This window comes from Pannus brasiliensis CCIBt3594, from assembly GCF_036688125.1.
GTDB classification, from domain to species: domain Bacteria; phylum Cyanobacteriota; class Cyanobacteriia; order Cyanobacteriales; family Microcystaceae; genus Pannus; species Pannus brasiliensis.
Genome location: NZ_JBAFSM010000026.1, coordinates 11962 through 37317, shown reverse-complemented (window position 1 = coordinate 37317; position 25356 = coordinate 11962). Strand labels below are relative to the sequence as shown.

Sequence of the window (25356 nt, the reverse complement as noted above, 5' to 3'; positions counted from 1 at the left end):
GGATAAGACCGAGAAAAATCCACCCTTCAACGGACAGCGAGGGGCGAGCTTTCGTGGCCGTTCCTAAAAATCAAGAGTTTTCAAGGCGTTGATTATAGATAGAGGCGCGTTTTCTGTCTTACCATTTCACGCCAAGATCGAAATTCATTTTTCGTTGTCTCGACCTCGTTCGGTTTGTTAAACTTGGGAAATTATAGACGAGCGCGATCGTCGGAACGATCGAGTATAAATATCGTCGGAAAAGATCGTTCTTAATCCAAGTATCTAGGAGAGAATCATGTTCAAAAAGGCCAAGTTCACCCCTCTTTCCCTCGCTACTCTCCTCGCGACGATCTCTAGCGTAACACTACCCGTGTTCGCTCAGGCACCTAGTCTCGGGGATGGGATTCTCTGCACGGCCCGGGGAAAGACGGCCGCGGGAGTGAGAATCTACGCCTACACGTCCGTGATCGATAACGCCTCGATCAAGAAAAAACAACCCGTTTCCGTGACGCTCGTTTCTCCCGTCAGCGATGTGGTCGAGGGACAGGTCATCGTCATCGATAAAAAACGCCAAGCGGTTTTAATCGATGATTTCGAGGCGGCGACTTCCCCGGAAATGCAACCGGTCGGCAAAGCGATGACGGTCTATCAAGGCAAAAATACCTTCACCGGGAAAACCCAGGCGGGAAATACCGTGACTTTCACCCTAGAAAATAGTTACCGTACCTTTAAAATCCGACACGGCAACGAAACCTACACGGGCGTTTGTCACTAAATTTTCTCTCGAACCCTCACACATTCCCATGCGTTATCTCTCTCTCGTGACCGTCACTCTCGGGCTGGCCATCTCCCCGGTTCTTCTCGCGCAAACCCTGCCCTATCCGGCTAACTCGACCTTTTTCACCGGCGATCCTCCCTCCCTCGTGAGTGCCGATACCCTGGATACCCTCGTCGGTTGGCCCTATCCTCACTACTACTTCACGTTCAAGATTCCCGCCACCTCGCCCCAGTCCGTCGGACAGATAAGTGTGACTCCCGACGCGAACGGCGATCCGATCGCTTTCGATCTCTCGAAAACCGTCGCTTTCACGGGAACGAGTCGGAATCGGGGTCAAGCCATCCCGCTAAAATCCGCGGTTCAAGATCCGAAAACGCGGGTCATCTCGATCGCCTTCGCGAACCCCGTTCCCCCGAACACCACTTTCACGGTCAGTCTACAACCGTACAATAATCCGGGTATGGCGGGAACCTATCTTTTTCAAGTGCAAGTATACCCGGCCGGCCCGAACCCGATCGCCCTGGATCTCGGGGTGGGTAGTTTCTCGTTCTATCAACCCATGCGTTGATGTATCTTCGCCGCGGACGGACGGGCGATCGGGGTGAACTCGCGTCGATCGACGGGGGCGTTTGTTCTCTATCCGTCCGAGCTTCTGACAAGTGCTAATCTAGAGTATAAGTAGCTTGCTCGCTATTCTATAGCTCGGTTTAAACGAAGAAGGAATCGAAGGGTTCGTTCGAGAAACTCAACAAGATTTGAGAAATCAAGGTTAATTAATTCTTAAAATTTATTCGTGTAATCTTTCTTATTTCAACATTTAGTTGTATAATCCGATATGCTTTCAAGAGCTATATCTTCATGTCGTATCCTCGTATCTTAGTCGTTACCTCTTGCACCGGAGAAAAACGCGATAAAGACAATAATCAGCTTACCTTAGAAGATTTTAAAGATCCGGAGTCCCTGAAAATCCGAACAGAGGAGTTAGAGGCTCAAAATCGTGTTTGCCCCGCTCATGAAATGTACCGTGGTGTACAGCATCTTAGAGTGATGGAGGGGGTGAAGATACTCCGGAAAGCATTAAGCGGGGGAGTGGTCGATCTGGCGATTATTTCGGCGGGATACGGACTTATCAAGGAAAATGATCGAATCGCTCCCTACGAGGTGACTTTCAAGACAATGAAAGGGGAAGAGATCGATGAATGGGCTAAAAAGCTAAAAATTCGGGAATCGTTTGAAACGATTATTAAAAATTACAATTTAATCTTTGTTTTATTGGGTGAACAGTATCTTCGCTCTCTTCAATTACCGATCGAAACGTCATCTCAACAAAAAATCATATTTTTGGCTTCACCCAGTAGCCGCAAGTACCTTTATAGTTCAAGCGCTCCGAGTTTTGTCTTACCTCTCTCCAACCTAGAAGCCAAACAATACGGTTATGGGTTAGTTGGTTTAAAAGGATTTCTGTTTAAGCAGTTCGCTCAAAAGATCGCTTTAAATCCGCAACTTATTCAGATTTTTTTTACAGATCCAATGTCATTTATATCTTTTCTAGACGTAAAGACTGAACCAGCCATACAACTGAATTTATTAAGCGAAAAAATTGACAAGAGCTATAATAATATAAACGATCAGCCTGTTCGTGAAATAACTCAAGAGAGCGGAAAGTTATATCAAAATGGATTAGAGCAAAATATCTTTTCAGGGCTTCAGGATAGAGCGGAATCTGTTAGCGATTTAATTCAAGAGCCAAGCTTATCAAAAAATGGACTCGATCTGATTGATAACTCATCCTTTATTAACGAAGTCACTTCAGACTTGCAAATAAAATCGGGAGCTAACAGTAATCACAACAATCACATTGCCGCTCCGGGATTTCCGCCTAAAATGTTTCGTTTAAATAAATCTACTCGTTTGATTATTAGAGGTCGTTCAGAAATCGATCGGGTTATTCCGATCCCAAATATTCCACCCGCTAAAAATTATCATTTAGGAATGAAGTATTTTATTCCAGAATGGAATGATCATGTAGATCCGGGCTTTGATTTTCTGAAAGATCGACTTACCGCTAATAGAGATCCCCATGATGATGAGGTGTACGCGCACGAAATTTTTTCACCCTTCCATAATTATGATGGAATTTTAGTATCTCGAACTATCTTTGATAAAGGCAAAAAGAAAAGAGATAGAATTTTTGCCGAGGGAATCCGTCGATATATCCGATTTAACAATCCGATTATGGGAGATTGTGGAGCTTTCGGCTATATAGCGGAGGAAGAGCCGCCTTATAAGACCGAGGATATTTTATCCTATTATGAAAAAGTTGGTTTTAATTATGGAGTTAGCATAGACCATTTGATTGTAGGAGATTTTGCGAAACCAGGTATTAGAGAAAAACGGTACGAATTAACGATAAATAACGCTAGAGAATTTATTCAAAAATATAAGGAAGGTCAATACAAGTTTACTCCGATCGGTGCTGTTCAGGGCTGGGATATACCGTCTTATATAGAGGCCGTGAAACAGTATATTGAGATGCAGTATAACTATATTGCGCTTGGAGGCTTGGCTAGAGCGACAACATCAGAAATTATCGAGATTTTATATGAGATTTCTCCTCTGTTAACATCGGAAACTAAATTGCATCTGTTCGGTGTCGGAAGGTTGAACGCGATTCCTATATTTCGTCATCTCGGTGTTACTAGCTTTGATTCTGCCAGTCCTTTGAGAAAAGCGTGGTTAGATCCAGCCGCTAACTATCACTCTTCAGATGACAAAATTTACGCCGCCGTTAGAATTCCTTCAATAAATAGCGCGAAAGTAAAACAGGTAATTAAAGAAGGGATAGCTTCTCGGGAGGTACTTCAAGATCTCGAACAAAAAGCACTCTCAAGTTTACGTGAATTCGATGCGGGGACTTTATCTCTTGAGGAAACCCTTCAAACGTTATTAGACTATGATAAATTTTTAGAAAAACCAGAGAATGGTACGGTCTGCCCCCAAAAATTAGCCGCAAGGTTACAAAAACACGAGAAAATATACAGACAATTATTAGAGGATAAACCTTGGCAAAAGTGTTCGTGCGAAATTTGCTCTAAGATTGGAGTTGAATCTATTATCTTTCGAGGAAACGATAGAAATAGACGGAGAGGGTTTCATAATACTTATATGTTCTATAAACGTTTTCAAGAGTTATTGAAAAAATATGATGCTCTCTCTCGGGATCAGAATATTTCCTATAACTCTACAATATCTAATGAAACTGACGCGCTTGTATGAACGATCAATTTCTACCCGTTTTTTCTGTAGATTGGGCTGGATTACTAAAAAAGCTAGAAAAAGTACAGGGTGATTATGGCATTCTCGCTCCTTTCCACGTTTACAATGCCCTTCTTCATCGAATACGGGAATTCAACAAACCTTTCTTTATTGATAGTGGTGTTTTTGAATCCAAGGATAAACCTTGGTATTATCAACTGCATAGTGAATTTAAACAAGATCGTTGGGTTCGTGAATATCGGTTAGCTTCGGAAGAAAATTTACGTCAAAAGATTCGTTATTATCTCGATCGCTGTACTTTATTCTCTCCTGATTATGTTTTCGCTCCCGATGTTATTGAAGAACCGATTTTATCTTTATATCTCGCTCGTCTCACTCGTGAAGAATATCAAAGTAAACCGAGACCTTATCGCTTAATAGGAGTGGTTCAAACCGGTTATATCCTATACAATTCAACGATGTTACCGATGCCCTATCAAAATTCAATATTTCCTCATTATAGCACTCCTAAAAGTTTGATCGCTTCTTTAATTAGCGAGTATCGAAATATAGGATATGATTACATCGCGTTAGGGGGATTATTGAAAGCAGAACCCACGGCTCCGATCGGCCTAAAGTTCGGGTTATCGGTACAAGAGCTAGATGATTTGTTAGCTTGGGCTAGACCGAATTTTGTTTTAGGAGGATTGGCGTTAACCCGTTTAGAGGTTTTAAAAAAACATCGGGTTTGGGCGGATTCTACCAATTGGCTCTGGTGGGACGCTCGTTACGATCCTCAACGATTCGGACATCGTGACGCGCTACAGGAAGTAGTAGGCTCGACTTGAATTTACACGGGATTTGTGATTGAAGCTAGGCCGATAAATTCTCGTAAAGCCTGATGACACAATTCAACGGTTGTTTTCGTATTAGAGATAATTACTTCTCCTTTGACCCCCGGTTGAGTGATTCCTTTGTTTAACCAAAGTGGATGAATTCGATGCCAGTCTACTTCCTGTAATCTATTTAACCATTTAATCAATTCATCTGGCGAAACTCCCTCTACTAATAGATCGTGTCCTAGCATTCCTAGAGCTTGGAATAAAACCGCGGAAACTAAAAGCGAGCTTTTTCTTTGCTGGCGTTGTTCTTCTAGATCTTTAAGTTGCCAAGGATCGTTTGGAAAAATTTTGGAAATCGTTTCCCAAAAATGTACCGCCCATTCTAGTTTAAATTCAAATTGATGATTATTTTTTAAATTTGGAAACATATATCTAGTGGCTGTCACCAAGGTAGAGAGGGTGATGAGCTTACTATTCTTGGAGCCTAAACCCCGTTCGATCTGCTCGATATTATCTCGAAAACAAGATACTCTTTGCATCAGGGCTTTCGCGATCAACACTTCCGGCGATCGCTGGTCGAAATAGTGGGATAACGATACACTAGGTCTTTGTACTAGAAGATTCTGATCGCGGAATGCTTGTCGTTCATCTTCTAGGGAGAGCGCGGAGTACACGAGTACCCCGATCTCTAATCGAGAAAGGATCGAAAAGGTATCGGGATCACGGGACTGGCTTTGTTTTAAGGCTTGGCGAATTCCGAAGCACCTATGCTGTCCGTCAGTTAAACGCATGGTTACGGAGGAGTAAGGCAGTAGTAATCTCCCATCGTTATAAAGAGGGGCGGGCTGAATGTTGACACAGACGGGAGGGAAGAAAATCGTTCCTTTCGCGTGGTTCTCCAAAATATACTGAGCTATTGAGTTTACTCTCGCGATATTCAACTTTCTTTGAGCTAGGTCGGCTAATTCGGCTTGATTAGCCACGTATAGATAATCCAAATCTAACAATCGGGCCGCATCGCCAAAAGACATACTGGCGATGTAGCTTACCTGTCCGTCCGCGGAACCTCTTTGAATAGGTACGGCTTGAAGCACTAGCTGTAACATAAGCGCGGTTAACTGTACTGGTTATAATTATTAAGTATTGCAAATCCTGCATACATGACTACATGGTAGCACGAGCCGAATAGAAGAGATACAATACTGAGGTATTACTCGATCGAGCTTTGTATCTTGTCCTCAACCATCCGGATTCCTCCAGACATCCATCAAAGTTTACAGGAAATCAGACTTTCCCTTGAGAGTCGCCATTTCAGTGCCGCGCCAACACTGCAAGATATAGTAAGTGTCGCTCTCAAACGTTTTATCCAAGACTGGAATAATTCCGGGGAGCAGGAGCAGATTCTTGAAACTTTGTTACAACATCGTCAGGAAGCGCGTTCGCGGATGGGGAAGAAGTTAAAATTAGAAAAATAAATTAGGCATTCTATCCAGTACAATTCTATTGCCACTATTGCGAAATGTCTTGGGAAAATTTACAAACTTTACTCCACCGATTATTCGACGAAGTGAATTTAAATAATTCAGTTCGCTTACCTCAAGATATTTGGAATGATTATCAGGCTCAAATTCAGCCTTTATTACTGGAGTATCCCCAAGAATTTGTCGAACTATCAAACGGGTTATGGATACCCAAAGCTATAGAGACAGGTCGTATATTATCGAAAATACGTCAACGATTTAATTCGGCTCAAGTAGGACGAGATTTAACGGCAAGAATCCGTACAGATGTTTTACTTAGAGAACGTCCAATCAGAAATATTAATCTCACAACTCTAGAAGGTGAAAACAGAGACATTGGTGCTATTGCCGCTAATTTAGTAATAAAACCAATTCAAGAATTTTCGCAGTTTCAAATTACAGGATGGGGCAAAACTTTACAAGCCATTCGTAATCGAGAAGGCATGGTTATTGTCGCTCCTACTGGGTCCGGTAAAACCGAAGTCTTTTTACTGCCTTTAATTTATGAACTCGCTCGGCAGATCGCGGAGAATTCTAAAAACATTTCTCGCTTTGTTTTGCTCTACCCCCGTGTTGAACTTTTGAAGGATCAACTGACCAGAATTTTTCGCTACGTGTATCAAGCGGAGCAAAATCAGTTAGGCAATAACCAACAGCTAGAACTTTTTAGTCGTTCTCGTAAGGTTTCTGATAGTATTATTATCGGATTTCAATTTTCTGGTGTGGGTTCAGAAGCGAAACATACTCTTGAAAACCCTCAATTATTTGACGGATACCGTTTTAAATTATTATCTGGCGAATGTTGTCCTATTTGTGGTCAGGGGAGCTTATTATATAAACCTAAAAAAAGAAATTCCATTTCTAGTCTAAAATGTAACAACGAGATCTGTGGAGCGAATTTCAAGGTATCTATAGCCAAAAACGATCATGCGAAATATAAACCCCATCTATTAGTAACCACAGCAGAATCTCTAGATAGACTATACCTAAATCCTAAACCCGAGTTTGAAGATTATCTCCATAGCCTATCAGGTGTACTGTTTGATGAAGTCCATCTATATCATTCTCTTTACGGCGCGCATATCTACCATCTCATTCAAAGAATTGAAAACTTAAGCGGCAATAAAATCAGTAAAATTGCGGCCAGTGCAACCGTAGCCTATCCAGAGCGTTTTGCCAGCAAGCTTTTCTACGGCACTGATAGCCATCCCGTCATTATTCATACTGCATCCGACTACCCTAAAGAATCATCAGGGTTAGAAATCCTTTACTTTTTACAATCTCCAGAAGAAGAAAATAGGGTCGGTGCATCACCAACCTTAATCCAAAGTACGATGGCCCTTAGTCATGGTTTATTTATAGATAGACCAGATAATAAGCAAGACAGAGCTATTGTTTTTACGGAATCATTAGATTTGGCTAATCGTTTGTCCGCCCAAATTCGAGATGCTGAAAACCGTCTTCAACTTTGGCAATTCCGGACGGTTAAGAATGATATTTTGTTTCAACAACAAAGTTGTCCTAATGTTTCGCCCGCACAATGTTTCAATCATTATCTAGAAGGAGAATGTTGGCGTGGTATTCTAGGTGGAGTTAACTGCACGAATCCTATTATAGGGCTCCGAGAGAGAAGCATCAATATTTCCTATGTTTCCTCTCAACAGAAAAGCAACTATTGGGAAGGTGATATCGTCGTTGCCACTCCCTCTCTCGATGTTGGTGTCGATGATGAAAGAATTGTCGCTACTTTTCACTATCGGCCACCTAGAACTGTATTTTCCTTTATTCAAAGACGTGGACGAGCGGGAAGAGCGGCTAATTCTATTGCCTATACTTTTCTAATTGTTGCTAACTCCGCTAACGATCATTTTTATTTCTTCCGTCGTCATCGCCTAGTTCATGGTAATTATGAACTCCCCCTAAATCCCAACAATTTTGTTTTACGTTCTATGCACGAAAGGATCGCTCATGAACGCGAAAGAATGCGTTATCATGTACAGCGATCTCAAAATATTCCGCAAGCTATTTTGAATTGGATTTGGGAAAAATTAGAAGATTGTCCTACCATCCGACAGTATTTTGAAAATTGGTTAAACGACCATCGAGATGATCACTATAAAGAAAAAGCAAAATATTTTCGAGAATGGATAAAACAACAAAAAGAACGTTTTGAAGCTTATCTTAACCTTCGATGGACTCTACAAGCTATTGAAGATGAGGCTCCCGATATCCTTGCCGAGCCTGTTAAACAAGCGTTCGTTTTAATCAAACAGTTTTTAGATGGTCAAAACGATCTGAAAGACGAGATTGGTATTAAATTACGAAAAATAGGTCGAGATTTGGGAGACATCGCTTTTGATGAAGAAAACGCTGAAAACCGTCAAGAAATCTTAGATTTACACAGAGCTATTTTAGAGGTTTGGAATCAACTTCAAAATAAAGTACAATCTGGTATTTGTTTCGATGAGGCAGATGGTTTTTATTCTTTTTTTCAAACTTTGGAAAAATTTAGGGAAGATGAAAACAGTAATTGGATTCTTAACTCTGCTCCTGATGTTATTAAAACTGTTTTACAAGCTCTGTTCTATTTGCGTCAGTCGGATGTAGATTTTTTTATACCTGATGCTTATTTTAATGAAGTGAAACCCATAATTGTTGCTGTCAGAAGCAAAAGAAGACCAGAAAAGCCAGAACTCAAGCAAGAAGATACGACAAAACTTTCAACCCTATTAATTCCTTATCGTACCGCTTATCGCTATTCTCGCCATCCTTATTTATCAGTGGTAGAAACCGAACACGCTCCTCAATGGAACCATGTTCAATGGGGACAAGGGGGAACTGTAGGAGTCCGTTTACTAGGTGAAGGAATTCATAAAACTGATACATCCCCTGAATTTCGTCCTGAAAAATTGTATGTTAAAGCTTTAAAAGGCGATGAACAAGGAAAACAAGTAGTTAAAATGTGTCCGGAATGTTTAGCCCTATATAGTGAAAGTAGAAGTCGTTTTTGCCATCATGTCTCGCTACGTCCTGTACGACTTTATGCCGAAGCAATTATCGAGCGTACTTACAGTTATCAACCTGTTAAGCTCCAATCGATTTCATCTACGTTTGGTTTTCTTTCCGAATTGGATAGTGAAATTACTGTTTACGGTTCACGCGCAAGAGTTGTGAATATGATTTTCAATCCCGATCAAAAAGAATATTTTCCAGTGGGTGGTAATAATACATGGAATTTTGAAGCGCGTTATGTGGACACTCAAGGACAACCTGAACCCGTGCGCTATGGACTAAAAACAACAGGAATTATTTGGAATTTAACGGGAGTTATTGATAAAGTATTACAAAATGAACAGCTAAAAAAATTAGTCCAAACAATTACAATCGAAGAAAGAACAAAAGAATTTAACAAAAGTTTAGTTCTTCATACTGCGTCACATATATTGCAGAAAGCAATTGCTACTATTAGCGGAGTCAATGAGGATGTTCTTGAATATTGCTTCCGCGAAGATAATAATGAAGTAGTTGTTTGGGAACGCTATGAAGGAGGTTCTGGTATTTCTCAAGTTTTTATCGAAGAATTACAGAATAATCCTCTCTCAATCTATAGAGAACTGTTAACATCTGTGCTATGCCCAGTGAACTTGGCGGAAAGAAAAGATTGGTTAACTACCGAGAAATTTACTACCGAATTATTAAAAACTTGGCAACTTGATGATCATAATCGAGAATCAAAAAAATTTATTGAAAATATTGTGCGTGAAGCTATATCAGAACGTCGAATTGAACATAGTAGTAATGATTCTGAAGAAGTACAAATTCCCCTGCAATGTCAGCATTTAGATGGTTGTCCTGCTTGCTTATACACTAATAGCTGTACTGAACATTTAGATCAGCCTTATGCGGTAAGTCATTTAGTTGCTGAAGCACTAATGAAAGAATTAGGAAAAAATTTATAGTCTGTCTATAAAATATAAGACTTGATTCGGTAACTAATCTCTCCTGTTGCGAAGAGATAACTTTTCGCACGGTTCTCGTGACGATCGCTTTCAATTCCGCCATCGTCAGAGAACCTATCACTGGATGATCTTCTACATCCGACCCCTTAGCTGTCACCGCAATTTCGGCCGATCGCTCACGACTGGCATAACCGAAAAGCGTTGAAATATCGCCGAATTTATTCAACCGTGACGCTTTTCGCGAGGTTTCGGGGTTGATCCACGTCCAGACCGCGACGGGCGGCGATGTAGTAGGCGAGTAACTGGAGGGGAATTACCGCGAGGATCGGCGAGAGCAGTTCATCGATCGCCGGAACACATAAGAGATCGTCGAACACTTTCGGCGCTTCCGTATCGTTCATCGCGATCACTCCCAGTAATCTCGCATCACGCGCCTTGGCTTCCTGGGCGTTGGAGAGAACTTTATCGTATACCGATCCGGGCATGGCGATCGCCACTACCGGCACCTTCTCATCTAACAGGGCGATCGGCCCGTGTTTCATCTCGCCCGCGGGATAGCCCTCCGCGTGAATGTAGCTGATCTCCTTGAGTTTCAGCGCGCCTTCCAGGGCGATCGGGAAATTAATCCCCCGGCCGAGGAAAATAAAATCTTGAGTATCGTTAAACTCGTGGGCTAACTCCTCGATCGATTTCTCCTGTTTTTCCAAGATCACCTCGATCAGTCGGGGGATCGATCGAAGCGTATCGATAATCGTCTCGATCCGCTCTAACGATAGCGTCCGACGGCGGAAAGACAGATCCAGCGCCAACAAATAAAAACCGAGTAACTGCGCGGTAAAACTCTTCGTCGCCGCCACCCCGATCTCGATGCCCGCCTGGGTGTTAATAATCTGATCGACCATTTGGGCGAGGGTGCTTTCCGGGCGGTTGGTAATGCCGATAATCCGCGCGCGATATTTCGCGTCCAGACCGGCGCGACGGTGTTTTTCCGTCTCCAGCGCGGCGAGGGTGTCCGCGGTCTCTCCCGATTGCGTGACCCCGATCGTCAGGGTATTCGCCTGAATCGGGGCTGGCGCGTAGCGGAACTCGGAAGCGTACTGTACCATCGTCGGGATACCGGCCAACTGTTCGATCAGGTACTTACCGATCAGACTCGCGTGCCAACTGGTTCCACAGGCGAGAATCTGCACTTTCTCCAGATCCTCGTAAATCGATTCGGGTAAATTCAGTCGGACGGGGTTGACATTTTCGCCGTGTTGTGCTGTCCAATCGAGATCGAGGTAGGATTCCAGACAGGAGCTTACCACTCCGGGTTGCTCGTGGATTTCCTTGAGCATAAAGTGACGGTAGCCGTGTTTCTCTACCGTTGTCGAACTCCAATCGAGGACGCGGGGGGATTTGCGAACCCGTTTGCCCTCGAAGGTATAGATTTCCACGCCGAGGGGGGTTAAACGGGCGACCTCGCCGTTATCGAGGGAGAGGACGGCGCGGGTATGGGGAACGAGCGCGCTCACGTCCGAGGCACAGAAAAACTCTCCCTGACCGAAACCGATAATTAACGGCGCGTTCTGGCGGACTACGATTAATTCATCGGGATAATCGGCGCTAATCACGGCTAACGCGAACGCGCCCTCTAAATGTTCGATCGCCTCTAACACCGCTTTCAGGAAAGGACTCGCGCCGAGGGATTCTTCTTCGGGCGATTCGGGAAGGTATTGGGCGATTAAATGGGGGATCACCTCCGTATCGGTTTCGGAGAGAAAATTACAACCTTTTTCTTTTAACTCTTCCCGTAACGATTGAAAATTCTCGATAATACCGTTCTGGACGACCGCGACGCGACTGGTATTATCCGTGTGCGGGTGGGCGTTGTGTTCTTCCGGTTTACCGTGGGTGGCCCAGCGGGTGTGACCGATACCGACGCGGGCGTGATCGATCTCGTGTTCCAGTTTCTCGCGGAGATTGTAGAGTTTTCCCTTAGCGCGAATCCGGTGTAATTCGCCTTCCGAGATCGTGGCGACCCCGGCCGAGTCATAGCCGCGATATTCCAGACGTTCTAAACCGGCGACTAGAATTTCGATCGCCGTCTGCGTGCCGATATAACCTACGATTCCACACATCCCTTCCCTGTCCCCTCTACGGTTTGGTTCAACCTATTCTATCGCGAAGCTCGATTATTCTAGCGTCGGGGGTATTGACGGTATCGATCGATCCGATGTTTCCCGGCAATACGGGAGGAGGCAGAAACCGGGAGGCCGCCTTGTTTATACTAAAGATCCGCCGCAACTCGAACCACTGCCCGCGGTGCATCCGTAACAATAGGGAGCGGTCTGTACTTCGGAGACGAGATCTAAACTACCGGCTTCTAACAGTTTGGCGACGGTTAACGCTTCTCCATCGGCGGTTATCGCGGGCAGATTTTCCATCTGGTTGAAGTCGCAATCGTAGACATTGCCGAGATAGTCTATCGAGAGTTCGTTCCGACACATTAAACGCTCGATCGTACCGGGATTATAGTTACTTTCTAAAAATTGCAGGTAGGAAAAATAGAGATTTTGATGTTTTAAATGGTGTTTCGTTCTGCCGATCGGTAAATTGGTAATCGTGTATAAATGATTGAATGTAATTCCGAAATGTTCCTGCAAATACTCCTTGTAATCCCGTTCCAGTTTCGCCTGATCGGGCGTTAAACTAAAGCGATCGCTCTTGGGGATCTGGGGATTGAAAACCAGATCGAGAATTAAATTCGGGTCGTTGCCGTAGCCGAGTTGATTGAGTTTTCGGATCGCTTCGATCGAATCTTTATACACTCCTTTTCCCCGTTGTTTATCGACATTATCCTCTAGGTAACAGGGCAGGGACGCGACCACCCGTAATTGATGGTTCGCGAAGTATTCGGGTAGATCCTCGTATCCCGCGTGAAAAAAGATCGTCAGGTTCGATCGGACGATTATTTCTTTTCCCGCTCTTCTGGAGGCTTCGACGATCGATCGGAAACCGGAATTCATCTCGGGCGCGCCCCCGGTGAGATCGACGGTTTCGATTTCCGGGAAACGCTCGATTAACTCGATAATCTGTTGACAGATCTCGGGGGATAGTTCCTCGGTACGGTGGGGACTCGCCTCGACGTGACAATGACCGCAAGCGAGATTACATTTTCGCCCTAGATTGATTTGTAGAACGGTGATTTTTCGCTTGGTTAGGGGCGTTTGTAGTTTGACGGAAAAAGGGGTGATATTCATGAACGATGGCTATAATTAATCGTCGGGGTCGATCGGGGCGATCGGGGTGTCCCCGTTGGCGATCGGGATTCGAGACATTTTTACAGTATAGTGATAAAGAATCGAGAGGTGATAGTTTCTCGGATAAAATTGTTTCGGTATCGCTCTTACGTGCTTTTTTCACCTTTATGTCAGACGTTAACGCCCAACTCGCGGAAATTCTCGATCGATTACAGTCCCTCACCGAGCGCGTCGAGAGATTGGAAGCCCGACAGATGTTAGTCCCCGACATCGAGCGCTATGGAACCTTACAGCAATTGCTAGAAAAGGGCGATATTAGGGGAGCGGACGAGGAAACCACGCGCGTTATCCTGGAAACCGCCTCCAGACTCCGCGATACAATGACACCGGAGGATTTCCGACAGTTTCCCTGTAATGTTCTGCGGGTGATCGATCGACTCTGGACACGCTACAGTGACGGACGTTTCGGCTTTAGCGTCCAGGTACAGATCTATGGCTCGGTAGGCGGGAATATCAATACCCTGAGAAGTCAGGACGCGGAAACGATCCGCAAATTCGGTGACGCGGTAGGATGGCGCGCCGATGATAAATGGCGGATGGATGATTACGAGAGTTGGGATTTCAGCCTCTCCGCGCCGGAGGGTTCCTTTCCCGCCAACTGGTGGAAATCTCCCTACGGCTTGAAAATGGCGACTTTCTGTTTCACCCGCCTGATGGAGTGCGATTTACAGTAACTTTCGGGATAAATACCCGATTTTCTCGTCGGGAGGGATCGATCGAGGTTTGTCGGTGGGAGGTCGATCGAGAGACGGACGGGGCGATCGAGCGGCTCTACTAGCATCGAGTTTTTATCGGCAATCCTAGCCCGATCATCGTTTTTGTAGCGGATAAAGACTAGGGATTGTTTCCCATCGAATTCCGAGCGATCCATCCGGCAATCGCTCCCAGTATCAGAAACGCTATCGAGCGCCAGTTTTTCAATTCCCCGACTTTCTCCGCGAGATCGGCGGTTTTATCCATTGACGGTTTCCAGTCTTCTAGACGGGTTTCGATCGCTGTCAGACGTTTATCGATGTTTTCCACTTTCCCGTTCAGGGTTTTGAGATCCGCCTTTATTTCTCCCTGTCCGTTTTCGAGTGCCGTTAATCGCGCCTCGATCGCTTTCTGTCCGTTAATGATGAGTTCTTCTAATCGTTTCAGAGCGGTTTCGGTAACGGGGGTCATTGGCTAGACTCCGATATAGGTTTGATTTTCTTTCCCCCACCGATACCCGTCGGATAGGGGACTACCTTTATTATGGGGTCGATCGAATAGACCGACTCTAGCCGTCTCCACCGTTCTCGAATCCCGATCGCTCACCGATTTTCGAGGAACCGATCGATCTCGATCGGGAACCAGTCCGCGTCGAGGGCCTGTTCGCTCGCCAAGGGCGCGCCTCCGGCGACCGAGAAAAAAGGCTCTACGGGAATCGAATCTTTAGCGACAATTCTCGCGTCGATCATCGTTTTTCGAGCGACTAAATAAGCTTTCTCGAAAGAATCCCGCGCGTGGTTCGCGAGAGTCGTGGTTTCTATCTTTTGGTCTAATCGCGAGCGGAAAGTAGCGATTTCGACTATCCAATGACGGGCGTTCCGTTCCCGTTCCGATTCCCAGTAGGCTAACTTGAGTAAGTGTTCGATCAAAACGGTTAACAAACTGACTACCGCCTGTCTCTCACTTCTCCCCATACTTTCGATTTCCTCGATTAGATTCTCCCAGTCCACCTCGGCAAAATTTTTTTGTCTCAACTGTTCCGCCGTTTTTTCCGTCCAGAGAACGTAATCTCGATCGTAGAGAGTCCCCATCGATAGGGATGTTTGCGCCGTCATAATTAAGACCTCTCGCGGAATTCAAAAATTGTCGTGTACTTAGGGAGTCAGGAGTCAGGAATCAGAACTCAGGAGAAAGAATAAAAATATTATAGCTAAAAATTTCAAAAAACATTTATTTATCTTGTATAACTTCAGTTTTTTTAGGCGGATTATTCTTGAATTCCCGCTCCCGCCTCCCGCCTCCCGCCTTCCGCATCCCCCGATCGATACATTCCGTTAACGATCGGCCTCGGGAGAGACGAGATCGATTACCGTAACGATAGAGGCGACAGGTCGCGAGCGGTGGGAAAGCGATCGACGCGGTAAATGGCTACCGACCGATCGCCGGAACCCCATTGCCAGAAACCGACATGAAATACTATCAAACCGGTTACAATTACCCGGAATCCGGTGATTATAGTCCCCTACAGCTTGAAACCTGGTCTAGCGCGAAATACCCGTTAGGCGCGCGGTACGAGAGCGATCGAACCACCTTCGCGGTCTACTCTAAAAACGCCACCCGTATCCTCCTGGAGATATACGATCGACCCACCGGGGAAATCGCCAAATATGACTACTGGATGGCGAAAAACCCCGAAGATCACATCTGGCGCGCCACGATCGCCGGGGTCAAACCCGGAACCTATTACGCGTTCCGCTGTTGGGGTTCCAACTGGGAATATGACGGGGAGTGGCAGAGGGGCAACAGTAACGCTGGTTTCCTCGCGGACGTGGATACTTTCGGGAATCGCTTCAACCCCAATAAAGTCCTTTTCGATCCCTACGCGCGCGAGATCTCCCACGATAAAGAAACCCTCGCGATGTACGCGGCCGGGGAAGACGGGGGGATGTACGCGACCGGGGGAGGCGAGTATAAAGGTGTCATCTGTCGCGAGTACGATACCGGCAAATGGTCGCCGAAAGGCATCGTTCTCGCCCCCGATACGACCCCGACGGGCGATCGCCCCCACCTTCCCCCGGAAACCTCGATTATCTACGAGGCCCACGTTCGCGGACTGACGCGCCATCCTTCCGCGGGTCGTTTACAGACCATTTTGCGAGGAATCGACGGTTTCGAGGCGGTAGTGAACGTTCCCGAAGAATACCGGGGAACCTACGCCGGGGCGGCCTATATGGCGAAATATCTCAAAGCGCTGGGATTCACCACGATCGAACTCCTCCCCGTCCACGAGACCGGCAACGATAACAACCCCGACGATAAACCCGGCGGAAATTATTGGGGATACATGACCTTCGGCTATTTCGCGCCCGATCGCCGTTACGCTTATGATAAATCCCCCGGCGGCCCGACCCGCGAATTTAAACGGATGGTCAAAGCCTTCCACGACGAGGGATTGGAAGTGTATCTCGACGTGGTGTACAACCACACCGGCGAAGGGGGCTGTTGTGGGAATAACGATGTCACCGAATTCGTTAGTTTCGGCGGTTTCGACGTGACCGAATACTATCAGTTAAACGACGAGGGATATCTAGTAGACGGGGCGACCGGTTGCGGCAATCAACTCAATTTCTCTAAACAAGTAACCCGAAATCTAGTTCTCGATTCCCTCACCTACTGGTTAGAAGAAATGGGGGTCGATGGTTTCCGTTTCGACCTCGCGCCCGTTTTGGGGAGAGATCCCGATGGCTCCGATCGAGAGGATTGGGCCGATCAGAAAAAGTTTTTTAAAAAACATCCGCTCTTGGTGGAAATCGAAGGGTTAGGACGCTCCTATAAAGCGGAAATGATCGCCGAAGCGTGGGATATCTGGGGCTACGAGGTGGGGAATTTTCCCGACGGATGGGGAGAGTGGAACGGACGTTATCGGGACGCGATCCGTCGCTTTTTGAAGGGGGACGGGAATACGTTCGACTTTATCGATCGAGTTAACGGCGATTATCGCGATTTTAACGATCAGGGAGGGCCGGCCCGATCGATTAATTTCATCGTCGCCCACGATGGTTTTACCCTGATGGATCTCGTTAGTTACAACACCAAAAATAACCTGAACCCGTGGCCGTTCGGCCCCTCGGACGGGGGAAACGATAGTAACGATTCCTGGGATTCCGGGGGAAATCACGGGTTACGACGGCAGAGATTACGGAATTTCTGGACGGTTCAATTCTTTTCCCGCGGCATTCCCATGACGGTGTGGGGGGACGAGTTCGGACGCACCCAGAACGGCAATAATAATCCCTACAATATCGATAGCGTCGCGACCTGGAATCATTACGATTCGATCGCCACCCGTTCCCCGCATCAGGTCGATACCGGCTACCCGATCGCCTATCACGATAATTTCGGAACCGCGACCAATTTCGACGATCGAAATCCCCTCTTCATTTTCGCCGCTTATTTAGCCCGTCTCCGTCGCGGTAGTCAAGCGTTAAAACAGCGCGTGTACGGGGATACGACTCTCGAATCGCCGAATAATGTCACCTATTTATTTAAAAAAACGGACGGAAAGGGAAATTTAGTTCGGGGCGATCGCTGTATCCGGTTACTGATCGACGGTAGCGCGGTGGGCGATCGGGATTTTCTGTTACTGATCAATATGTATCATCTACCCGTGAAATTCTCCCTCCCGATCGAGGGCAAATGGGCGCGAATTATCGATACCGCCGGTTGGGCTGAACCCGAGTATAATTGTTGGTCGATCGAAACCGCGGCCCGACTGTCCGGGGAATACGAGGTGAACGGTTTTTCGATCGTCGTCTTCGAGGAAATCGACGACTGAAGGGACGGACGGGGAGATCGATCGACGTTCTCCCCCCTCGATTCCCTGTTAAGATGGGAAATTATGGCTACATTCTTCCCGACAGGTCAATGAGCGAAAGAACCCTTTTCGATAAAGTGTGGGACGCGCACACGGTTAAAATTCTCCCCTCCGGACAGACACAGTTATTTATCGGACTCCATCTCGTACATGAAGTGACCAGCCCGCAAGCGTTTTCGATGCTGAGAGAGAGAGGGCTGAAAGTATTATTCCCCGATCGCACCGTCGCCACCGTCGATCACATCGTCCCCACGGAAAACCAAGCGCGTCCTTTCGCCGACGACCTCGCCGAAGAGATGATGCGGGCGATCGAGAATAACGCCGAATCCAACGATATCCGCTTCTACGGCATCGGTTCCGGCGATCAGGGCATCGTTCACGTTATCGCGCCGGAACAGGGATTAACCCAACCCGGCATGACGATCGCCTGCGGGGACTCCCACACCTCCACTCACGGAGCTTTCGGGGCGATCGCTTTCGGGATCGGTACCTCCCAGGTTCGCGACGTTCTCGCCAGTCAAACCCTCGCCCTTTCTAAATTAAAAGTGCGTCGGATCGAGGTAAACGGCGATTTAAAACCCGGTGTTTACGCCAAAGACGTAATTCTCCATATTATCCGGAAATTGGGCGTGAAAGGCGGCGTGGGATACGCTTACGAGTACGCGGGAACGACGATCGAGCGGATGTCGATGGAAGAGCGCATGACGATCTGTAATATGTCGATCGAGGGTGGGGCGCGTTGTGGGTATATTAACCCCGATCGGATCACCTACGATTATCTAAAAGGTCGGGATTTCGCGCCGAAAGATCACGAAAACGCCGTTAAGTGGTGGGAAAGCATTAAAAGTGACCCCGACGCGGTATACGATGACGTGGTAGTATTCGACGCGGCGGATATCGAACCCACCGTCACCTGGGGCATCACCCCCGGACAGGGCATCGGCATCAACGAACCGATCCCCACGCTGGAGAGTTTACCGGAATCGGAACGGGCGATCGCGAAAGAAGCCTACCAGTACATGAAACTAACCCCCGGCAGTCCCATCAAGGGAACCAAAGTCGATGTCTGTTTCGTGGGCAGTTGTACCAACGGACGGATCGACGATCTCCGTATCGCCGCGCGCGTGGCGAAAGGGCATAAAGTCGCGCCCAACGTGAAAGCCTTTATCGTCCCCGGTTCGGAACGCGTTAAAAAGCAAGCGGAAGCGGAAGGACTCGATCGAATTTTCGTGGAATCCGGTTTCGAGTGGCGCGAGGCGGGCTGTTCCATGTGTCTGGCCATGAACCCGGATAAGTTATCCGGCGATCAGATCAGCGCCTCTTCCTCGAATCGCAACTTTAAAGGCCGTCAGGGTTCCGCGTCGGGACGCACGTTATTAATGAGTCCCGCGATGGTCGTGGCCGCCGCGATTAAAGGGGAAGTAACCGACGCGCGGGAGTTAGGCTAATTGTAGTCAGAAGGGTAAGGAAAACGGGATCGATCGTCGTTTCCTTACCCTTATCGTTAGTTTTTGTGGGAATTTCCCGCCGGATGAATAGCGGAATTCCGGGGGATGGAGAGCGCGACGCGCGGGAAAATTCGATCGGGATTAATGACAAACCCCTGTATAGCTTTCGTTCCCGTGTGTGAGTTTAAAAGTACGGAGATTGTTGTCTAGGGTAAAACTGACCGGGGTTCCCGCTTGCGTTTTGCCACTGAAGGTATTTTTTCCTTGATATACTGTCATCGCTCTCCCCACGGGTTGCATTTCGGGGGAGGTAGCGGCCTCGAAATCATCGATGATAATCGTCTGACGTTTTTTATCGATCACGAGTACCTGTCCGTCCACCACATCGCTAACGGGAGAAACGAGCGTCACGGAAACCGGTTTTTTCTTCAGGGAAGCGCCATCGATCACGGAAGTATAGGCGTAGATTCTCGCCCCGTCGGCCGTTTTGCCCCGGGCCGCGCACATGATCCCATCGGCGAGGCTGGGGGCGGGCGTTTGGGCGACCGCGGGGAACACGAGCGCGCCGGGGATCGTGACCAGGAGCGCGGCGATCGAGAGGGTAGTTTTTTCTAGTTTTTGGAACATGGTTATCTCCTATAGTTCATATCGGTACGTGGAGCGATCGGGAAAATTCTGTAATCACTACTATGCGGTGAAAGCGATCGCTCCCCCGAAAATTTTCTAAAAATTTAAGAAATTCACTCCCGTGATTTGTTCTAGTGCCGCGAAACAGGATATTTAAGGATAGATAGCAAGGGTTAAACTAGCGTGAACAAAAGATAGATTGCAGATTTAAAAAAGCCTGAATAATTTTTAAATATTTCATTTTTGGTTTTTTGTTGATGGATCAAATAACAATACAAATGCGTTTTTGTAAGCAATTTATTTTCTCTTCATTGATTTCGACAATCTTTATTTGAGGGACAATTTAACCGTTTTTTCGGTGATACCGCCCTCAAAAATCGAAGTTTATCATGATAAAAGTTTTCAAAAAAAGAGGGGCATCGCCCCCCGTTTAGCGTATCGAGAAATCTGTAGATCAAGCTTTGGGTGTCGCGCCGAACTGTTCGACGAGAATGGTAGTTAACACCGATTTCAAATCCTCGCAGGGGATACCTTTACGGACGCAGGTTCCCAGGTGCGCGTCCTTGCCGACTTTTCCCCCCATGTAGAGGTCAACCCCCTCGACAGTTTTGCCATCTTTACGCGTTTTCGTACCCATTAACCCGATGTCCGCGACTTGCGGTTGTCCGCAGGAGTTGGGGCAACCCGTCCAGTGAATTCGCACCCCGCGCGGGATATGTAATTCGGCTTCTAACTCGTGAATCAGTTCCACCGCGCGATTTTTGGTTTCAATTAGGGCGAAGTTGCAGAATTGCGCGCCGGTACAGGAAACGAGGGTTCTTTCGAGAAGGTTGGGGTTCGGCGAGAATTTCTGTAATAAAGGTTCGGTGAGAAGGACTTCAAGATTCTCGTTGGCGACGTTGGGAATGATGATATTCTGTTCGACGGTGAGCCGGAGTTCGCCGCTACCGTAGACCTCGGCGATCCGGGCTAGGTCGAACATATCGGGGGCGAATAAACGTCCCACGGGGATAGAGAGACCGACATAGTTTAATCCTTCTTGTTTTTGCGGGTAGATTCCGATATGGTCTCGTTTTTCCCAGTCAATCGCGTCTTTTTCGGCGGCGGTAGCGAGGGGACGGCCGAGTTGTCTCTCGACGGTCGATCGCAATTTCTCGATCCCCCACTCGTCGATCAGCCACATCAATCTAGCTTTCTGACGGTTCGATCGCGGTCCGTTATCGCGGTACACTTCGAGGATCGATCGACATAACTCGACCACTTCCTCGTTCGGTCTCACCCACACGTCCATCGGGATGGCCGCCTCGCACCGTTTCGCGGAGAAAAAGCCGCCGACGACCACGTTAAAGCCTAGTTCTCCCTCTTTATAGGCGGGAACGAAGGCGATATCGTTAATTTCCGCGTGAACCGAGTTATCGCGGCCTCCCTCGATCGCGATATTAAATTTCCTGGGGAGATTGGTAAATTCGGGATTGCCCGAACCGTAGTTCGTGATCATATCCTGAACTTTCCGCACTAACTCGCGGGTGTCGATTAACTCGTCCGCGTCCAGTCCGGCCATCGGGGAACCGGTAATGTTCCGCACGTTGTCCATCCCCGATTGTACCGAGGTCATGTCTACCGCGTGGAGACGACGGAAGATTTCGGGAATATCTTCTAAACGGATGCCGCGTAGTTGCAGGTTCTGTCGGGTGGTGATGTCCGCGTTGCCGTCCTCCCCGTAACGTTGCACGACTTCCGCTAATACCCGCATCTGTTCGCCGGTAAGAATCCCGTTCGGAACCCGCAAACGCATCATGAATTTACCGGGGGTGACGGGACGGTAAAAAACCCCGACCCATTTTAGGCGATGTTCTAGGTCGGTTTTGTCCATCGCTTCCCAACCGATGCGCGCGAAGTGTTCGAGTTCGTCTTTGATGGCGAGTCCGTCTTTCTCGGCTTTAAATTTCTCGAATTTATTTACGCTAGTCTCGTCTCGTTGCGGTGCTTGTACCACGGAAATGCCTCCTGCTAGGGTTCGGGTTCGATCGATGGCTCTGTAAAGGTTTCGCTATGGGAAAATCAATAGGTAGAATCGATATTTTTCAATAAACTTCTGTTATCGGGTCAAGATCTGTTGATTTATCGCGCTTCGACACCCCATTAAATCCGGTTTAACCCGGTCGATTTTGTATTTTCGGTAACAGAAAGCCCGTCGAAATCGTGTTTCGTCATTCTCCCGACGCGTTTTTCGCATGGATGGGGACGGGGGGGATCGATCGATCTGACGACATTTGTAGAGGCTGGTTAAATTCTGATCCCGTGAGTTGATAGAAACTGGTCAACTTCGGTAACGGGACGACACGAGCTCGATGTGTACGGGTAGAATGTTAGAAATAGAATTAGAGTATAAGAATACGTGGCGGGAGAGCGATCGGGAGCGATATTACCTTCATTTTATTCCCTTGAAATCAGGGTGAATTAATTTTATTCTCTCAGTAGCTCGAAAAATGTTTCCTTATCAATACCGATATCCTGAATCATTCCCATAAGGGTTCCCTGTTTAAGGTCTTTTCCCGAGTGAATCGGAACAATAACTCTTTGCCCATCCCTATTTTTATAAATAGCGTGGCTTCCCTTTTGACGATCGACATAAAATCCTAATTTTTCGATAACTTTTATAAAATCTCTCGCGGTAACGCTAGGAAAATTACTCATGCTAAAATACTTACTGGCTTGACAATTAAATTGTCTCTAGGAATTTCTTGATTATCCGCCCGTAAACTTTCCAGATATAATTCGATCGCTTCCGTAATATTCTCGATCGCCTCTTCAAAAGAATCGCCTTGAGAGTGACAACCTTTGAGAACGGGACAAAAAGCGTGATAACCGCCATCGGCTTCCTTTTCCAGAAGAATCGTGTAGTTATAAATCTGTTTACTATTCTTGTCCATTCTGTTTTTAACTAGCGTAGATGAATTCTATAGATCCCTCGCCGAGAAAAAAAACGGTAACGAGGGTGAGCGATCGCCCACCCTAATATTCTACTGCGGATCGAGTTTGAGGACGGCCATGAATGCCTCTTGCGGGACATCTACCGTACCGATCGCCTTCATGCGTTTTTTCCCTTTAGCCTGTTTATCTAACAGCTTTTTCTTCCGGCTGATATCGCCCCCGTAACACTTCGCTAACACATCCTTGCGTAACGCGGGAATATGTTCGCTGGCGATAATTTTCGCGCCGATCGCCGCTTGAATGGGAACCTTAAACTGGTGACGGGGAATTAACTCTTTTAACTTCTCCGTCAGCGCGCGTCCCACGTTGTAAGCCTTATCGCGGTGGACGATCATCGCCAACGCGTCCACGGGATCGCCGTTCACCATAATATCCAGCTTGACTAACTCGTTTTCCCGGTAGCCGATTAACTGGTATTCCATACTCGCGTAACCGCGCGATCGAGACTTTAACTGATCGAAAAAGTCCGTCACCACTTCCGCGAGAGGTAGTTCGTAAATCAGCGCCGTCCGCGTCCGCGTGAAATACCGCATATCCTTAAAAACCCCGCGGCGACTCTGACACAATTCCATCAACGCGCCGACATAAGTTTCCGGGGTGATCATCTCCACCTGAATATAGGGTTCCTCGATCTTTTCCCGTTTTTGCGGCGAGGGGAGGAGACTGGGGTTATCCACCTCTACCACTTGCCCGTCGATGGTGGTGACGCGATAGACTACCGAGGGCGCGGTGGTGATCAGATCGAGATTATACTCGCGTTCTAAACGTTCCTGCACGATTTCCATGTGTAGGAGTCCCAAGAAACCGCAACGGAAACCGAATCCCATCGCGCTAGAGGTTTCCGGTTCGTAGGACAGCGCCGCGTCGTTCAGTTTCAATTTTTCCAGCGCGTCTTTTAAATCGGCGTACTGATCCGCGTCGATGGGGAATAGGCCGCAGAAAACCATCGGTTTCGCTTCCGTGTAGCCCGGTAACGGTTCTTTCGCGGGTTTGGTAGCGAGGGTGATGGTGTCGCCCACGCGCGCGTCGGATACGGCTTTAATCGCGGCCGCGAGATAGCCAACTTCCCCGGCGTGGAGTTCGTCTACCTGGATCTGTTGCGGGGAAAGTACGCCTAATTCGTCGATTTGAAATTCTTTGCCGGAGGCCATGAAACGGATTTTGTCGCCTTTTTTCACCCGGCCGTCCATGACGCGGAAATAGACGATCACGCCGCGATAGGCATCGTAATAACTATCGAAAATCAGGGCGCGGAAGGGGTGATCGATCGTGTCCCGCGGCGGGGGAACCTGTTGGACGATCGATTCTAGAATATCATCGATACCGATCCCGGCTTTGGCCGAGGCGCGGATCGCGTTACTACAGTCGAGACCGACGATTTCCTCGATCTCCCCGGCCACCCGATCGGGTTCGGCACTAGGAAGGTCGATTTTATTCAATACCGGGATGATTTCTAGGTTATTTTCGAGTGCGAGGTAAACATTCGCTAGAGTTTGCGCTTCCACGCCCTGGGACGCGTCCACGACCAGTAACGCGCCCTCGCACGCGGCCAGCGATCGAGACACCTCGTAGGAGAAATCGACGTGGCCGGGGGTGTCGATCAGGTTGAGGACGTATTGCTGACCGTCCTTCGCCGTGTAATCCATGCGAGCGGCCTGGAGTTTGATGGTGATGCCGCGTTCGCGTTCGAGATCCATGCTGTCGAGAAATTGCTCTTTCATCTCCCGCTGGGCGACAGTTCCCGTGATCTGGAGCAGTCGATCGGCGAGGGTCGATTTACCATGATCGATGTGGGCGATGATGGAAAAGTTACGGATTCGAGAAACGGGAACGTCAGTCATCGTGTTTTTCGGCGCGCGAGAGAGGTAAAGGTTTGTAAAAATTTCGATCGCTGGATCTATTGTAAGGGGAATGTCTATCCTTGGCTCGGCGACCGCCTCAAAAGGCATTCTCCGTGTCGGGTTCGCGGGGGGAGCGATCGAGATTATTTCCCCGGATCGGATTATGATAAAAGAAGTGCCGATTCCGAACACCATAGAGACGGTTAGCATTTTACCCGGAGAGGAACCATACCGAAGGCTT

General features: G+C 47.4%; 20 protein-coding genes. 9 read left to right on the top strand and 11 right to left on the bottom strand.

All coding sequences use genetic code 11. From position 1 onward, the window contains the following. Positions 1-277 precede the first annotated feature (277 nt). From V0288_RS14240 to V0288_RS14225, 4 genes are all read left to right on the top strand, one after another. Complete coding sequence (locus tag V0288_RS14240; protein WP_332865782.1) at positions 278-757, top strand: hypothetical protein; 480 nt, start codon at positions 278-280, stop codon at positions 755-757. Positions 758-785: 28 nt separating this feature from the next. Further along, the gene (locus tag V0288_RS14235; RefSeq protein ID WP_332865781.1) at positions 786-1328 is read left to right on the top strand and encodes a DUF2808 domain-containing protein; all 543 of its coding nucleotides are present in this window, start codon (positions 786-788) and stop codon (positions 1326-1328) included. A gap of 290 nt (positions 1329-1618) precedes the next feature. Continuing rightward, on the top strand, positions 1619-4036 hold the full coding sequence (dpdA, locus tag V0288_RS14230; protein ID WP_332865780.1) for a tRNA-guanine transglycosylase DpdA: 2418 nt from the start codon (positions 1619-1621) through the stop codon (positions 4034-4036). Then, a complete protein-coding gene (locus tag V0288_RS14225) occupies positions 4033-4863 on the top strand; it encodes a hypothetical protein (RefSeq protein ID WP_332865779.1) in 831 nt (276 codons plus the stop codon). Before dpdA ends, V0288_RS14225 begins: the two co-directional genes overlap by 4 nt. Positions 4864-4865: 2 nt before the next feature. Here V0288_RS14225 and V0288_RS14220 read toward each other — a convergent pair whose 3' ends face one another. Continuing rightward, positions 4866-5963 carry a DNA sulfur modification protein DndB gene (locus V0288_RS14220; protein ID WP_332865778.1) on the bottom strand — a complete coding sequence of 366 codons (1098 nt, stop codon included), beginning with the start codon at positions 5961-5963 and terminating at the stop codon, positions 4866-4868. Positions 5964-6089: 126 nt separating this feature from the next. On the opposite strand from V0288_RS14220, the gene V0288_RS14215 reads away from it, so the two are divergent. Both V0288_RS14215 and V0288_RS14210 read left to right on the top strand, forming a co-directional pair. Continuing rightward, complete coding sequence (locus tag V0288_RS14215) at positions 6090-6332, top strand: hypothetical protein (protein WP_332865777.1); 243 nt, start codon at positions 6090-6092, stop codon at positions 6330-6332. A gap of 44 nt (positions 6333-6376) precedes the next feature. Continuing rightward, the gene (locus tag V0288_RS14210; protein WP_332865776.1) at positions 6377-10336 is read left to right on the top strand and encodes a DEAD/DEAH box helicase; all 3960 of its coding nucleotides are present in this window, start codon (positions 6377-6379) and stop codon (positions 10334-10336) included. A gap of 218 nt (positions 10337-10554) precedes the next feature. Here the strand turns inward: V0288_RS14210 and glmS are convergent, their stop codons facing one another. Both glmS and arsS read right to left on the bottom strand, forming a co-directional pair. Then, entirely contained in the window at positions 10555-12456 is a 1902-nt protein-coding gene (glmS, locus tag V0288_RS14205; RefSeq protein WP_332865775.1) for a glutamine--fructose-6-phosphate transaminase (isomerizing), read from the bottom strand. Between the two features lie 144 nt (positions 12457-12600). Then, complete coding sequence (arsS, locus tag V0288_RS14200) at positions 12601-13572, bottom strand: arsenosugar biosynthesis radical SAM (seleno)protein ArsS (protein ID WP_422661983.1); 972 nt, start codon at positions 13570-13572, stop codon at positions 12601-12603. A 173-nt stretch (positions 13573-13745) separates the two neighbouring features. On the opposite strand from arsS, the gene V0288_RS14195 reads away from it, so the two are divergent. Then, entirely contained in the window at positions 13746-14312 is a 567-nt protein-coding gene (locus tag V0288_RS14195) for a GUN4 domain-containing protein (RefSeq protein ID WP_422661982.1), read from the top strand. A 160-nt stretch (positions 14313-14472) separates the two neighbouring features. Here the strand turns inward: V0288_RS14195 and V0288_RS14190 are convergent, their stop codons facing one another. Genes V0288_RS14190 through V0288_RS14180 form a run of 3 tightly spaced genes read right to left on the bottom strand, consistent with a single transcriptional unit; the run spans position 14473 to position 15446 of the window. After that, the gene (locus V0288_RS14190) at positions 14473-14802 is read right to left on the bottom strand and encodes a GlsB/YeaQ/YmgE family stress response membrane protein (protein WP_332865772.1); all 330 of its coding nucleotides are present in this window, start codon (positions 14800-14802) and stop codon (positions 14473-14475) included. Between the two features lie 3 nt (positions 14803-14805). Further along, positions 14806-14937, bottom strand: a complete 132-nt coding sequence (locus tag V0288_RS14185) for a hypothetical protein (protein WP_332865771.1) — start codon at positions 14935-14937, stop codon at positions 14806-14808. Next, positions 14934-15446 carry a DUF29 domain-containing protein gene (locus tag V0288_RS14180; protein ID WP_332865770.1) on the bottom strand — a complete coding sequence of 171 codons (513 nt, stop codon included), beginning with the start codon at positions 15444-15446 and terminating at the stop codon, positions 14934-14936. The genes V0288_RS14185 and V0288_RS14180 overlap by 4 nt, the downstream gene beginning before the upstream one ends. Positions 15447-15799: 353 nt before the next feature. On the opposite strand from V0288_RS14180, the gene V0288_RS14175 reads away from it, so the two are divergent. Both V0288_RS14175 and leuC read left to right on the top strand, forming a co-directional pair. Beyond that, the gene (locus V0288_RS14175; protein ID WP_332865769.1) at positions 15800-18166 is read left to right on the top strand and encodes a glycogen debranching protein; all 2367 of its coding nucleotides are present in this window, start codon (positions 15800-15802) and stop codon (positions 18164-18166) included. An 89-nt stretch (positions 18167-18255) separates the two neighbouring features. Then, entirely contained in the window at positions 18256-19653 is a 1398-nt protein-coding gene (gene leuC / locus V0288_RS14170) for a 3-isopropylmalate dehydratase large subunit (RefSeq protein WP_332865768.1), read from the top strand. Positions 19654-19794: 141 nt separating this feature from the next. On the opposite strand, the gene V0288_RS14165 is transcribed toward leuC, so the two are convergent. From V0288_RS14165 to lepA, 5 genes are all read right to left on the bottom strand, one after another. Next, positions 19795-20280, bottom strand: a complete 486-nt coding sequence (locus V0288_RS14165; RefSeq protein ID WP_332865767.1) for a hypothetical protein — start codon at positions 20278-20280, stop codon at positions 19795-19797. A gap of 454 nt (positions 20281-20734) precedes the next feature. Then, on the bottom strand, positions 20735-22276 hold the full coding sequence (locus V0288_RS14160; RefSeq protein ID WP_332865766.1) for a ferredoxin--nitrite reductase: 1542 nt from the start codon (positions 22274-22276) through the stop codon (positions 20735-20737). A 470-nt stretch (positions 22277-22746) separates the two neighbouring features. Continuing rightward, positions 22747-22977 (bottom strand): type II toxin-antitoxin system HicA family toxin, encoded by a 231-nt coding sequence (locus tag V0288_RS14155; protein WP_332865765.1) that lies wholly within the window; start codon positions 22975-22977, stop codon positions 22747-22749. Next, positions 22974-23213 (bottom strand): type II toxin-antitoxin system HicB family antitoxin, encoded by a 240-nt coding sequence (locus tag V0288_RS14150; RefSeq protein ID WP_332865764.1) that lies wholly within the window; start codon positions 23211-23213, stop codon positions 22974-22976. Before V0288_RS14150 ends, V0288_RS14155 begins: the two co-directional genes overlap by 4 nt. A gap of 90 nt (positions 23214-23303) precedes the next feature. After that, positions 23304-25115, bottom strand: a complete 1812-nt coding sequence (lepA, locus tag V0288_RS14145) for a translation elongation factor 4 (protein ID WP_332865762.1) — start codon at positions 25113-25115, stop codon at positions 23304-23306. Positions 25116-25356 lie beyond the last annotated feature (241 nt).

Coding starts and splice junctions, on each gene's coding strand:
- V0288_RS14240 (WP_332865782.1), top strand. CDS start 278: ATGTTCAAAAAGGCCAAGTTCACCCCTCTTTCCCTCGCTACTCTCCTC.
- V0288_RS14235 (WP_332865781.1), top strand. CDS start 786: ATGCGTTATCTCTCTCTCGTGACCGTCACTCTCGGGCTGGCCATCTCC.
- dpdA (WP_332865780.1), top strand. CDS start 1,619: ATGTCGTATCCTCGTATCTTAGTCGTTACCTCTTGCACCGGAGAAAAA.
- V0288_RS14225 (WP_332865779.1), top strand. CDS start 4,033: ATGAACGATCAATTTCTACCCGTTTTTTCTGTAGATTGGGCTGGATTA.
- V0288_RS14220 (WP_332865778.1), bottom strand. CDS start 5,963: ATGTTACAGCTAGTGCTTCAAGCCGTACCTATTCAAAGAGGTTCCGCG.
- V0288_RS14210 (WP_332865776.1), top strand. CDS start 6,377: ATGTCTTGGGAAAATTTACAAACTTTACTCCACCGATTATTCGACGAA.
- glmS (WP_332865775.1), bottom strand. CDS start 12,456: ATGTGTGGAATCGTAGGTTATATCGGCACGCAGACGGCGATCGAAATT.
- V0288_RS14195 (WP_422661982.1), top strand. CDS start 13,746: ATGTCAGACGTTAACGCCCAACTCGCGGAAATTCTCGATCGATTACAG.
- V0288_RS14190 (WP_332865772.1), bottom strand. CDS start 14,802: ATGACCCCCGTTACCGAAACCGCTCTGAAACGATTAGAAGAACTCATC.
- V0288_RS14180 (WP_332865770.1), bottom strand. CDS start 15,446: ATGACGGCGCAAACATCCCTATCGATGGGGACTCTCTACGATCGAGAT.
- V0288_RS14175 (WP_332865769.1), top strand. CDS start 15,800: ATGAAATACTATCAAACCGGTTACAATTACCCGGAATCCGGTGATTAT.
- leuC (WP_332865768.1), top strand. CDS start 18,256: ATGAGCGAAAGAACCCTTTTCGATAAAGTGTGGGACGCGCACACGGTT.
- V0288_RS14165 (WP_332865767.1), bottom strand. CDS start 20,280: ATGTTCCAAAAACTAGAAAAAACTACCCTCTCGATCGCCGCGCTCCTG.
- V0288_RS14155 (WP_332865765.1), bottom strand. CDS start 22,977: ATGAGTAATTTTCCTAGCGTTACCGCGAGAGATTTTATAAAAGTTATC.
- V0288_RS14150 (WP_332865764.1), bottom strand. CDS start 23,213: ATGGACAAGAATAGTAAACAGATTTATAACTACACGATTCTTCTGGAA.
- lepA (WP_332865762.1), bottom strand. CDS start 25,115: ATGACTGACGTTCCCGTTTCTCGAATCCGTAACTTTTCCATCATCGCC.